The organism is Mucilaginibacter dorajii, from assembly GCF_024808255.1.
Taxonomy (GTDB): Bacteria; Bacteroidota; Bacteroidia; order Sphingobacteriales; family Sphingobacteriaceae; genus Mucilaginibacter; species Mucilaginibacter dorajii.
Genome location: NZ_JANTYS010000008.1, coordinates 163,637 through 176,619 on the forward strand (window position 1 = coordinate 163,637; position 12,983 = coordinate 176,619).

Sequence of the window (12,983 nt, forward strand, 5' to 3'; positions counted from 1 at the left end):
CCTTCCGGTTGTGTTAATTTAAATTAGGATACTTTTTATATTACCAAAAAGTAAACAAAGGAACGAAATAAAATCTCAAAAGGTATCTACCCTAAGCTAAAATAATGCAACTGTGCTATGAAACACACCTTACTAATCTCCATAAAACAAAAATGAGTTTGCAAACTGCACACAACAGGCTGCAAACTCAAAGTTGGAAAAGTAGCAAAGCAAACGGCTAACCGCCCACTGCAAACTGATTAATTTGGCAGTAAAACAGCGTTTACAACGTGAATAACCCCATTGCTTTGGTTAACATCGGCAATGGTGATCCATGATTTGCCGCCTTTTTCATCAACCAGGTATAGTTTTTTGCCTTTGGCCATTACGGTTAATTTGCCACCGCTTACGGTATTTAATTCGGCCTTACCCGTACCTGTTTTTACCTTTGCCCACAAATCGGCCGCACTTAATTTACCGGCTACAACATGGTAAGTAAGGATCTTGGTTAAAGCTGTTTTGTTTTCTGGCTTAACCAGGTTGTCAACTGTGCCGGCCGGCAATTTGTTAAAAGCCTCGTTAGTTGGTGCAAATACGGTGAACGGACCGGCCGACTCTAAAGTAGGAACTAAACCCGCGGCTTTAACAGCAGCTACCAAAGTGGTGTGGTCTTTTGAGTTTACCGCGTTTTCAACAATGTTTTTAGTTGGGTACATGGCTGCGCCACCTACCATTTTAGTTTGGGCATTTGCTTTTGGCGCTAATGCAAAGGTTGCTAATGCAAGCGCCACTATGATCAATTTTTTCATGATTGTAATTTCGTTTATGAATGTTTGTTTAACAGCACGTAATGTGCAGCCTGTTTTTGTTTTTAGGCGATGAAATAATCACGAGCTCTTGATATTTCCGTCGCCTGGTAGTGTATGTTATTTAATGAAGATACGGGAGGTATTGCAATCCGGTTTTAATCGCGCCCGTGTTTCTTACACCTTTACTGACTATCCGGGTGCTTTATAACCCGTAGTGCTGGCAACGACGTGTAAACCAAATGCAGGACTAATCACTATAAGTGTTCCACCGGAACGGGTGGAACGCATGGAACACCCGGAACACTCATGCTTTTGATAATCAGGAAATTAGGTATTGTTGAAAAGTTGGTAGTCTGGAACGCTTTAAGCGCTGTGTATTAGTGCATTACGCTAAAATTGGTATTTTTTATCCCGAAAAACCCTTGTGTACTGACAAAATAATGTCACCACTATAATACTTGCCAAATTGTTATTTGAAACCGGTTTTTGCTAAAAAAATAAACCCGCGGCTATATGATCGGCATATAATTTACCGGTGGGGGTTAAAAACAGGGTATTATCCTTTTGGGTGACCCATTCTTTATCAAAGTACTCGTCTGCGCTTGTCATCAACTCATCTGCCGAGCCTTTTGCTATACCGTTTAACCGGTTAAGATCGAGCCCCCACATGGTGCGGATGGAGGTCATGATGTATTCGTTCAGGCGGTTTTCTTCCGTCAGGGTTTCGGTTTCGGCGGGTATTTTGCCGGTGGTAATGGCTTTGGTGTATTTGGCATTGTTCGCTATGTTCCATTGCCTGGTTTCGCCGTTATAGGAGTGTGCCGATGGCCCTATGCCCAGGTATTTTACGCCCTGCCAGTAGTTTGAATTATGCCTGGAGTAATGGCCGGGGCGACAAAAATTCGAGATCTCGTAATGTTCAAAGCCATGATCGGTCATGGCCTGCATCAGTACCATAAACTGGGCGGCGCTTTGCTGCTCGTTCATGGGCGGTTGTTTCTTTTTGCTGATGAATGCTGCCAGCGCGGTTTCGGGTTCAACCGTCATGGAGTAAGCCGATATATGCGGAATGTTCAGCTCAAACATTTTATCAAGGTTGTGTTTCCATTTGGTATCGGTAAGCAGGGGGTAGCCATAAATCAGATCGGCAGTGATGTTTTCAAAACCGGCATCCTGCGCCCGTTTTACGGCCGCTTCTGATTCTTTAGCTCTATGCGCCCGGTTCATCCAAACCAAATCCTCGTCAAAAAAAGATTGAATGCCAATGCTTAAGCGGTTAACATCTGTTTGGCGCAAAGCCTTTATTTTGGCGGCATCCAAATCATCAGGGTTAGCTTCCAGGGTGATCTCGGCGTTTGATGCTGCGGTATGCAGTTCGGTAATGGTATTGATGAGCAGGTGGATCTCGTCGGCCGCCAACACAGATGGCGTACCACCACCAAAATAAATGGTTTCGATGGTTTCACCATTCAGGTAACTCTTTTGCAGGCCAATTTCGGCAACAAGGGACTGTACCAGTTCGTCTTTATATTGGGGCGATGTGCTAAAATGGAAATCGCAGTAATGACATGCCTGTTTACAAAAAGGAATATGGATATAGATGCCGGCCATTTGGCAAAGTTGATAAATATATTTAGTGTAAGTGTCAATTTTTAGCATCTAAAATATAAAGGCGCAAATGCCATAGCAGTAAAATCATTAATCAGGGAAATCAGATAGCCTTATATTAAAAAAGAATTGAGGGGCGATATGCAAAAAGGAGCAGCTAAATAGTAACTTATCAAACGTTTGTGCAGTGTTTTATTGCGATTGTTAGTATCCGGACTCTATATTTAGGACACCAAAAAATCCAACGGTTATTGCTAACAAGATCGGAAATAACCTGATGCTAAATTTATCACATATTGTATATAATCACTTAATGAAGAAGTTATTAACCATTGTATTTTTAGTCGCCGGGCTTACCGGATACGCACAGACCGTCAAACAAGATCCGGCAACAGTTCTTATTTCACCTCACCAAACCCTTTCTAAAAACGATACCGATTTTAGAAAAGCAATAGTGAAATGGAGCGATGAAATATTGAAAAGTACCAATTATAGAAACATTAAAGCGCAATCTTCATCGGCAGTTTTTCCGGGTGCGGTAAAACCAGGTTATCAATTGATAAGCCAAACTGTAAGTATCTGGCACAAAAAAATAGTGGATAGCCTGGTAGGTATTGTATCCACTTTAGGCTATTCGGGTTACGATCATGATATCATGTATAGTACCGGCCTGTATGCGGTAGCCGGGCAGTATATTGAGATAGATGTACCCAAAAATACCAATACCGATAGCTTGGAAGTGCAAATTGGTGCTCATTCTGATAGGCTGGATTATTGGGTAGCGGGCACTGAGGATTGGCGCCGTATGCCAGTTATTACCAAAACACAAAAATTGGTGATTGGTGTAAACAGACTGGCCTCGCCTTTTGGTGGTTTAATCTACATTAACTTAAACCCGAAAAGCCAAAGCAGAAAAATCGATCTTAAAATTAGTCATGTAGTAACCGCCCCGCTTTTTGTATTGGGCAAAACCACACAAAGCGAATGGGAGAACCAGCTCAAAAATAACAAAGCGCCCTGGGGTGAAATGGCTACCGGAAACGTAATTTTAACCTTGCCCGATAGTGTTTTGCAAACCGTTAAAAACCCACAGGAAGTAATGAAGTTGTGGGACCTGATTATTGGGGGAGAAATGGAACTTGCTCAAATGCCATTGCCATTTTACAGAGCGCAGCGTTTGGTGCCCGATGAGCAAATTGGCGGCGGCTATATGCATAGTGGTTATCCAATAATGATACATCACTCGCCTACAAAACATATGTTATCCAACGAAATTATGGCCAATCCCGGGCTTTTGATGAAACCCAGCGGTGGTGGGGCCAATTGGGGCTTTTTTCACGAAATAGGCCATAATATGCAAAATCTGAACTGGGTATTTGGCGGTACTACCGAGGTAAGTAATAATTTTTTCTCGTTGTACATGTTTGATAGGCTGATGGGTGGGCGAGATAATGCACACACAGCAATTTCAAATGCCAACACACAAAAGCAGATGAAAAAGTATTTTGCCGAAGGTGCTAATTACGAAAAATGGAAACAAGACCCGTTTTTGGGTTTAATCATGTTCCGCCAAATGCAAGAGGGTTTTGGATGGGAAAGCTTTAAAGCTTTTTTTAGAGAATACCAAAAAATTGGCCCGGGCATTGGTGAGTTAAACGATCAGCAAAGCCGGGATTTATGGGTAAAAACCTATTCAAACATCGTAAAAAGAAACCTGGCGCCATTTTGGAACACCTGGGGCGTAACCATCAGCGATAGCGTAAATAAAGAACTTTCTGTTTACCCGCAATGGATACCTTATAATTTTCCGCCGCAAAACTAATTAACTGTATCAAAATTCAATTTTGTCTTTCTTATTCTTTTGTTTTTATATTCCTTTTTTTGTTTTCGTTACTATTCAAATTTGACGAATAACGGAAGTGACCATAGAACAGTAACAAAATATCATGGTAATCATCAGATATAAAAACCTAAGTATTGGTAAATTTAGTGGTGTATTTCAATGCCGGTGAGGGCAAAGGTAAATGCAATTATGGCTTTTTTGCGATTTATGTTGATAACGGCTATTTGAGTGCAGCATGCCATAATTACAGGTCTGCTAAGTATAATTTTATTTTGCCATTAGCGCTATACTGTTGGGGTAAAAGCGTTATTCAGCTTTAAATTGTAAAACAAATTATGATATTAGCATACATGTATGTACATTACAACAATTATGTAGGTTCAATCAAATATAGCAGAATACATGCCGGATGGCCCAATAAAGACCTATATATAATTCATAATTAAACCGCTTAATGTAAATAGGCAAATACATACTTAAAGAGTAAAACGGATCGGGGATCTTTAGAAGCACCTTATAAATTATGGTAGGGTAAAAATATATGCCCCTTCTATCAAAGCCTGATTTCTAATCCTAAAGAAATATTGTAATGAAAAAACAATTTTATACAGCTTACTTCATTCTCGCTTCTTCTATTTTTAGCGCACTTTCAGTCGCTGCTTTGCACAATCACCCTGGCAGCGCTATTTCAAATTCTCCAGCAAGGCGCGCCGAAGCATTAGGTATTCCAACACTTGATAACCTGGCTGGCGACTGGGTTACGATGACGCAGGTTGAAAATATGCCGGCTGTTCATAATTTCAACCATATGTTGGAAGTAAATCGTGATTTGACTTCCTATTTTTATTACCCTGGTGGATTGTATCCCAGGAAAAAAGGACATCCCATGATAGGATTGACCGTAGATGGGCAGGAATATCAAGCAATGGAAACCCGCTGTTTTCCCTATAAGGCTCTTCGCCGCAATCGGTATTGCAATGGCACATCTGTGGAAACCGATATTCGCATGCTTAATGAATCAAGAAATGTAATGTGCCGTATTACTGCAACCAATACAACCATATTGCAGCGGCGTATCACGCTTACTCTCCGTGTGCCGGGTAAGCTTATGGCCGATGGTATTGGCGTTTCAAATAACTGGCAACGTACGGGTGTGGTGTCTATTGTACGACCGGCACGTAAGCCTGATGCAGTATCAGTGGAAAAGGATACCGTAATTTGGCGCTGGATAGTGAAACTTCCTAAAGGAGGGTCTACAAATATTGCATTTGCTGTAGGAGATGAGGCTGCAGCGCAAAGTGCTCAAACCGACGTTAATGTCACTAAATGGGCCGCAAGGTTTAACTCTTGTTTCGATGCTTGTAAAGAAAGCTGGGAGAATCGCTGGGCCGATGCTTTCACACCGGGAAACAAACATTTTTCAGGACATTTACCCATTTTGAAAAGTAATGACGCTGCACTTATACGCAACTATTATGTGGGTATATGGACAATGTTAGCTTTAGAACGTACCCAGTTTCCGGTTTACAAACGTTCGTTTGTTACCAGTGGTGAGCGCGAAGATGGCACCCAGTATTATTGGGATGCATCTATGCAGGCAACTACATGGGCGCTCCTTGAACCTATAGGTATGAAGGTAACACTACGCCGGTGGCTGGTGCAAAACCCGCGGAGTGGGCAGGCCAGCGGATATGCGCTTGATTTAAGGAGTATCAAAGGATTTGATACAACTCATTATAGCCGCATCAATGGTTATGCATTCAACGCCTGCACTATTTTCAAAACGGTAGACGAATACCTGCGTGTGACAAAAGATTACGCTTTCCTTGATGAAAAACTGGAGAATGGCAAGAGCGTTATAGAAACGTTAGATGCGCTTGCCACGGATTGGGAAACTCTGCCAAAGGGGCATAATGGACTGGCCAATTACGGCGAGAATAATAACCTTCTTGAATGCGCGCCGGCTTATATCAATTGTGTACCCTCATGTAACGCGCAGGATATTTGGATGATGCGGCAAACGGCAAAGTGGTATGCGCGGCATAATAATATGGCACGTGCAAAAGAACTCGAAACAAAAGCTGCCACTTTGCTTCCCAAAGTGATGGCGCTTTACAAGCCAGGTACAGGTGTGTGGAATACCTGGCAGTTAAATGGCAAGCATGTGGAACTACGTCACTGTGTAGATTTTATTTATGCCGGCAACGCTTTAAAAAGAGATATCTCCGCAACGCAAAAATCAGAGATGATCTCATTTGTTAAACATGAACTGCTTACCCGTGATTGGATGCGTGCAATGAGCTTAAAGGATTCTGCGGCGATTAATTCAGACCGGCCGGATCACGGACCAATGGGAGCCTATGACGGTTGGATTCCGCTAACTGTTAATACCATGTGGAATCTGGGCGATCCTGATAGCGCCTATAAATTCTATTGCCGTACGGCAGTGGTTACAAGCGAAGGTCCTTTTGCCCAGGCCCGGGAGTTTTTTGGTGCTAACCGTGCAGGATACGACGCACCAGTGCGTATTGCAGAAAGGCAGGGTTGTATGAAAGAATGTATTAGTGGCGTAGCCTTTAGTGATGTTGTGATAACTACTTTTTTCGGCTTTGGTCCTGAAGCCGATAATGCGCGTATTCTTGTTGATCCATCTACACCACGTTCATTTTCGGGAAAATTATCTAACATTTATTATGCAGGTAATGAACTTACACTTGAAGCAGGGCCTAAAGGTGTTATAGAAACCTCAAAAAAGTAACCTTTTTATATTAAAGCAGTAAAGTTCATGAAAATGAAATTCAACAAAAAATCTCTGTTAGATGGCTTGTAAATTTAATCTAATTTAATATGTTTGTACAATACAACAAATAAATCGGATTGCTTCCGTATGTACATGAAAAAAGGATTATTCATTTTAACAACTTTGCTATGCTTTAACCTGTTAACCACATCGGCGCAGCAAAAAGTGATATGGCAAATAGGCAAAGCCGATAACAGCAGCGCCGGCATGGCATTAGCCCCTGCCGATTACGATCATTTTTTATACAAGGATTTTGGCTGGGAAGACCGCTATTATCTCATAGGCTTCTCTAAACCAGAAACCGACTGGCCGTATACTTTACCCGGCATTAAAGATGGCTGGGGCGGTACCGGCTCTACATCTGGCACGCGTACCAATGTGTTGAATATCCTTTTTGGGATATCAAATTTGCCTCAAAACACATTTGGTAGCCTTGTAATTAATCTTGCCGGTTATAATAACGAGAAACCGCCATTGTTTAAGGTAGTGGTAAACGGACGGGAGTTTAAATACCAGTTTCCCAAAAAGGCAGAAAAAGATAGTTCAATTTACGGCAACTTAAAAAAAAGCAATCCTTATAAAATAGTTATCGACATAAAACCAGGCATGTTGCATAAAGGGGGCAACGAAATTCAATTGACCACGCTTGATGGCTCCTGGATGGTTTTTGACCAGGTGGTGATGACCGGGCCGCAAAAGCTGGAGTTGGTAAAGCCCAAAGATATTTTTGTGCGCGAGGTTAAAGCCGCCGATTATGAGGTTAATGATAACGGCGCTTACTTTCAGCCGCTGTTGGTTGATGTGCAGCACTTAAGCGGTACGCCAAAGCTTTCGGTTAAGCTTGATGGTAAACAGGTGTTTGAGCAAAGCATCGATTCGGCAAGGTACCAGTTAGAGATTCCTATGCCCGCGGTTACATCCGCCAAAACAAGCACCTATGCCGTGTATAGTAATGGTGTCTTGTTGCAGAGCGGTACGATTAAACGATCTGCACAAACGATTGCTACTCCTGCCGACTATGGGAACACCCGTATAGGTACCGCCCATTCGCGCTGGATGATAGCGCCCGGCCCATGGATGCCTTTCAGTATGGTTAAACTAAGTCCGGATAATCAAAACGCGGGCTGGTCGGCCGGGTACGATCCTGCTTTTGAAAGTGTGGGCACTTTTAGCCATATTCATGAATGGACAATGGCCGGGTTGGGGATTTTCCCGACAAGCGGAGCGTTAAAAACAAGGGTAGGCGATGAGGCCAAAGATGGCGATGGTTATCGTTCAAAAATTGACAAAGCTACTGAGGAAGCTAAAATAGGGTATTATAAGGTACAGCTTACCGATTATAACATCAAAGCTGAGCTAACCGCTACTACCCGCTGCAGCTTTATGCGTTACACTTATCCCAGGGGTACCAATGCCCGGGTAATGATCGATTTGAAAATACCTGCCGAGTACGGGTATAACCTGAAGGACATCAGCTTTAAAAAGATCAGTGATACCCGTATTGAGGGTTACAGCAAGCAGTTTTCAAGAGATGTATGGTCGGGCGGGGTCGATCAGGATTATACCATCCACTTTGTGATTGAGTTTGACCGGCCATTTAAAAAATTTGGTACCTGGGTAAATAACGAGGTTACTGATAAAGATGTAAATGCCGCTATCGACCCCAAAAAAGCAGGCGCATTTGTAGAGTTTGATACCAATGTTAATCCGGTGATCCAGGTACGTACGGGGATCTCGTTGGTGAGTATTGATAATGCCGGTCAAAACCTGGAAACAGAAATTACCAAACCTTTTGGCTGGGGCTTTGATAAAGTACGTCAATCGCAAAAAGATACCTGGAATAATTTATTTGGCCGGCTGGAGATCAGCAGCAATGATTACCGCGAAAAAATGCGTTTTTATACCAACATGTACCGTGGCCTTGCCAGCCGCAATACCTGGAGCGATGTAAACGGGCAATGGATTGATGCATCAAAACGGGTGCAGCAATTTAAAGATGCAAATTCGGTGGCTTTAGGGTGCGACGCATTTTGGAACACGTTTTGGAATTTGAACCAGTATTGGAATTTGGTTACGCCGGAGTGGTCGTCCAAATGGGTGCATTCGCAATTGGCTATGTATGATGCTAACGGCTGGCTGGCCAAAGGCCCGGCAGGGATGAACTACGTACCGGTGATGGTTGCCGAACACGAAATTCCACTTTTGGTGAGCGCTTACCAAATGGGCATCCGCGATTTTGATGCGCAAAAAGTTTTTGAGGCAGTAAATAAAATGCAAACCACACCTGCCCAAAAAGTAGGAGCGGCCGGTTTTGCCGGTAACGAGGATCTGGAAGCTTATCTTAAATATAAGTATGTGCCTTATGACCTTGGCAGGTTTTCAAACACGCTGGAATATGCGTATGACGATTGGACAGTATCGCAGCTGGCCAAATCATTAGGTAAGCAAAAGGAGTTTGATATTTTTCACGAACGCTCCGGCTACTGGAAAAACATCATAGACCCCGAAAGCGGTTATGCCCGCTTGAAAAAATCCGACGGAACCTGGTTCCCCAATTTTGATCCTTTTAAATCTGGTGCTAATGAGCATTATGTAGAAGGTAACGCATGGCAGCTTACTTACTTTGTACCGCAGGACGTGCCCGGTTTGGCTAAGGCCATTGGGGTTGATAAATTTATTAAACGGTTGGAATGGGGCTTTAGCGAAAGCGACAAGCTGCGTTTTAACGCCCCCGGCGATCAGTATTGGGATTTCCCGGTGATTCAGGGTAACCAGCAGTCAATGCATTTCGCGTTCCTGTTTAACTGGGTTAAAAGGTCATGGCTTACCCAGCGCTGGAGCCGCGCCATTGTTGATCGTTTTTACGGCTTTGGCGAATCAAACGCCTACCTGGGCGATGAAGACCAGGGGCAAATGAGCTCGTGGTTTGTGATGAATGCACTGGGGCTGTTTCAAACAGATGGCGGCGCGAGTACCAAGCCTGTATATGAAATAGGCAGTCCGATATTTCCTAAAGTGACCATTCACTTGAACGGGCAATACGGCAGGGGCCAGAGCTTTACTATTGAAGCAGTGAACGTATCACGCAATAACAAATACATCCAAAGCGCTACCTTGAATGGTAAAGAATGGCAGTCGTTCAGTTTTCCCGCCTCCGAACTTTTAAAAGGCGGCAGCCTGGTGTTAAAAATGGGCGATAAACCCAATACCAACTGGGGTATTGCGGATGTACCGGTATCGCAGTAAAAGTTTTGCAGATGTTTTGACTTGCGAAATTTCTGAAACTTCGTAAGTCTTTCGCTGGTTTGCATACCTTTATGCCAACCAATTAACATGAGCTTTAAACTTACCGCCGTTTTAATTCCCTGCCTTTTGGCAGCAACCATTAGTAACGCCCAGCAAAAAGGTAAAACGGTGCAGGTTGACATCGATACTTTGCTCAATGCACGCCCTGTTACAACATTCACTGATGGCAAACTAACCAGCTGGACGAAAGGTATAGATGGCGGCGGTGATGGCGATGGATACCTCTCCATGGCAGCAGCATTGTTTCATGGTGATAAAACACCGCATGCCTTGCCAGATGGTTCATTAATTGCAGCGACTGCTACTCATCCGGCAATTAAACTACATTATAATAATACCGATAACTGGAACAATCAGGCACGGTACATGGCCGGCGAAGGCAGCTTTGCATTCAACGTACCACGCAGAAAATATAGTGGTATGTATTTAGGGCTTACCAGTTCTGAAGGCGCATCACAACTGAAGGTTGAATTGGTTTACCTGGATGGCGCCGAGACAAAAAACTTTACCCTGCCCGATTATTATAATGATATTCCCGCTACGGATGCAAACTTTGGCTACCTGGTTCATGACCTCGCCAAATGGGGTAAAAACGATGTGATGACAGAAAAGGATCATCATAATATTGATCTGCTCAATATTCACCCCGATCCAAAACGGATCCTGATACGGGTAAGTGTGAGCAAAACTAAACCTGGATTTTTAATGTTTTGGTCGGCAACCGGTGTGCAGGCTGTTCGTAAGCCTTTGCAAGGTGGCGGTGTTAATAAAAAGTGGCCAGGGCCGGGCGAGAATTAAGAACCATCTATCAAAACAACCAATTATTACCGTAATTTTGCAGCCAAATTAAAAGAGGTTAATTTTTAGATGCGATTTTTTGTCTGCTGCTTGCTAATGATTCTATGGGGTGCAACGGTTGCTGTTGCGCAGCAGGATACTGCAGGTAAGCCGGCGGCTCCTAAATACAGGCGCATGGCAATAGGCGGTAATTCTTTGCTCGATTCTGTAGCCAATGCTATGCAGGCCCGCAAAGCCTTTGTATCAGACTCCATTGCCATGCAATACATTCGCATGCCCGATTCTACTACTCACAACAGCGCCTATCTTGATAGCTTAATTGACCATACTGTATATAAAGGATATGGTTTTTTAGATCTTCATTTAAAAAATAAAAGTAAAGTTAAGGATGGCCTTACCCGCACGCTGCGCGATCCCTGGGTTATCATGATCATCATTGGGTTATTGCTTTATACCGCTTTGCTAAATATGGCCCTTAATAACGATGTAACGTTTGTGTTACAGTCATTTTACAGCAAGCGCGTGCTATCACAGGCCGGTAAGGATGATGCAGTAGTAAGTACCTGGGCTTTTTTAGGCTTGTTTTTATTGTTCTGTTTAACACTGGGTTTATTTTTATACCAATTGGCGGCATATAAGGGCGTTTATTATTCGTCAAGCGGCACCCGGCTTTTTGTGCTGCTTACGGTGGGGGTTATAGCCCTGTTCGCCTTGAAATTCATTGTACTTAAGGTGCTTGGATTCATATTTGATATTAACCGCCTGGTAAGCGAATACCTTAATATATTACATCTCACTTATTTTAATATAGCGTTTGTGTTTTTACCGGTGGTGATATGTTTTAGCCTGTTGGCGGCACAGTATATTCATGTGTTGCTTTGGTTTACACTCATCATTATTATTATAATTTTTATATGGCAATACGTCAGGAGCAGCGTAAATATAATTTCTACATTCAGATTTCATAAGTTTTATTTATTTACGTATCTTTGTGCCCTCGAAATTTGCCCTATTTTGATTTTGATAAAGGCATTGAATATTAGGATTTAGGTAGTTAAAATAATAGACTTGGAAGACAGAAAGAAAAAGGTTAAAAGTATATTAGTTACTTTATCAAAGCCCGAAAACGATAAAAATCCGTACGCCGAGCTGGCCAAAAAACTTAACCTGAAAATTGATTTCAGATCATTTATTCATGTTGAGGGTGTGCCTGCCAAGGATTTCAGAAAGGAAAAGATTAACCTGGCTGATTTTACCGCGGTTATTTTTACCAGCCGCAACTCTGCCGATCATTTCTTCCGTATTTGTGAAGAGATGCGTTTTGAGGTGCCGGTTGAAATGAAATATTTCTGCCTTTCAGAAACTATTGCCTTATACCTGCAAAAGTATATTCAATACCGTAAACGCAAGATCTTTTTTGGCAAACAAACCGCGGCCGACCTGGCCGAGGTGCTTAAAAAACACTCTGCCGAGAAATTCCTTTACCCATGCTCTGATGTGGCTGCCGAAGAAACCCAGCGTTTCCTGTTAGAGAATGGTTATAACTTTACACCTGCCGTGCTTTTTCGCACGGTTTGCAGCGATCTTTCAGATCTGGCAGAGGTGTTTTACGATGTTATAGCATTCTTTAGTCCCTCAAGCATTCAGTCCCTTTACAAAAACTTTCCCGATTTTAAACAGAACAATACGCGCATAGCTGCTTTTGGAGCAACTACGCACAAAGCGGTACTTGAGGCTGGTTTGATCCTGGATATTCCGGCCCCAACTCCTGGTGCCCCATCCATGACCATGGCTATTGAGCAGTACTGCAAACTGGTAAATAAATAATAATTAGAAATTT

At 42.8% G+C, this 12,983-nt stretch carries 8 protein-coding genes; 6 read left to right on the plus strand and 2 right to left on the minus strand.

All coding sequences use genetic code 11. The annotated features are described in order from the left end of the window. Positions 1–239: 239 nt before the first annotated feature. Positions 240–788 (minus strand): fasciclin domain-containing protein, encoded by a 549-nt coding sequence (locus FHS10_RS12990; RefSeq protein ID WP_259091279.1) that lies wholly within the window; start codon positions 786–788, stop codon positions 240–242. Positions 789–1,277: 489 nt separating this feature from the next. Beyond that, a complete protein-coding gene (hemW, locus tag FHS10_RS12995) occupies positions 1,278–2,399 on the minus strand; it encodes a radical SAM family heme chaperone HemW (RefSeq protein WP_259091281.1) in 1,122 nt (373 codons plus the stop codon). A gap of 310 nt (positions 2,400–2,709) precedes the next feature. Here hemW and FHS10_RS13000 point away from each other — a divergent pair, with 310 nt between their 5' ends. The 6 genes from FHS10_RS13000 to FHS10_RS13025 all read left to right on the plus strand — a co-directional run bounded on the left by FHS10_RS13000 (position 2,710) and on the right by FHS10_RS13025 (position 12,970). After that, entirely contained in the window at positions 2,710–4,218 is a 1,509-nt protein-coding gene (locus FHS10_RS13000; RefSeq protein ID WP_259091282.1) for a M60 family metallopeptidase, read from the plus strand. 610 nt (positions 4,219–4,828) lie between these two features. Next, the gene (locus FHS10_RS13005) at positions 4,829–6,997 is read left to right on the plus strand and encodes a hypothetical protein (RefSeq protein WP_259091284.1); all 2,169 of its coding nucleotides are present in this window, start codon (positions 4,829–4,831) and stop codon (positions 6,995–6,997) included. A gap of 135 nt (positions 6,998–7,132) precedes the next feature. Then, the gene (locus FHS10_RS13010) at positions 7,133–10,285 is read left to right on the plus strand and encodes a glycoside hydrolase family 92 protein (RefSeq protein ID WP_259091286.1); all 3,153 of its coding nucleotides are present in this window, start codon (positions 7,133–7,135) and stop codon (positions 10,283–10,285) included. An 87-nt stretch (positions 10,286–10,372) separates the two neighbouring features. After that, a complete protein-coding gene (locus FHS10_RS13015) occupies positions 10,373–11,143 on the plus strand; it encodes a hypothetical protein (RefSeq protein ID WP_259091288.1) in 771 nt (256 codons plus the stop codon). Between the two features lie 96 nt (positions 11,144–11,239). Then, positions 11,240–12,193 carry a DUF4271 domain-containing protein gene (locus tag FHS10_RS13020; RefSeq protein ID WP_259091289.1) on the plus strand — a complete coding sequence of 318 codons (954 nt, stop codon included), beginning with the start codon at positions 11,240–11,242 and terminating at the stop codon, positions 12,191–12,193. A gap of 12 nt (positions 12,194–12,205) precedes the next feature. Continuing rightward, on the plus strand, positions 12,206–12,970 hold the full coding sequence (locus tag FHS10_RS13025) for a uroporphyrinogen-III synthase (RefSeq protein WP_259091503.1): 765 nt from the start codon (positions 12,206–12,208) through the stop codon (positions 12,968–12,970). The last annotated feature ends 13 nt before the right edge of the window (positions 12,971–12,983 follow it).

Bases quoted from the DNA above. Each gene is read 5' to 3' on its own strand.
- FHS10_RS12990 (WP_259091279.1), bottom strand. From the start codon at position 788: ATGAAAAAATTGATCATAGTGGCGCTTGCATTAGCAACCTTTGCATTA.
- FHS10_RS13015 (WP_259091288.1), top strand. From the start codon at position 10,373: ATGAGCTTTAAACTTACCGCCGTTTTAATTCCCTGCCTTTTGGCAGCA.
- FHS10_RS13020 (WP_259091289.1), top strand. From the start codon at position 11,240: ATGATTCTATGGGGTGCAACGGTTGCTGTTGCGCAGCAGGATACTGCA.
- hemW (WP_259091281.1), bottom strand. From the start codon at position 2,399: ATGGCCGGCATCTATATCCATATTCCTTTTTGTAAACAGGCATGTCAT.
- FHS10_RS13000 (WP_259091282.1), top strand. From the start codon at position 2,710: ATGAAGAAGTTATTAACCATTGTATTTTTAGTCGCCGGGCTTACCGGA.
- FHS10_RS13005 (WP_259091284.1), top strand. From the start codon at position 4,829: ATGAAAAAACAATTTTATACAGCTTACTTCATTCTCGCTTCTTCTATT.
- FHS10_RS13010 (WP_259091286.1), top strand. From the start codon at position 7,133: ATGAAAAAAGGATTATTCATTTTAACAACTTTGCTATGCTTTAACCTG.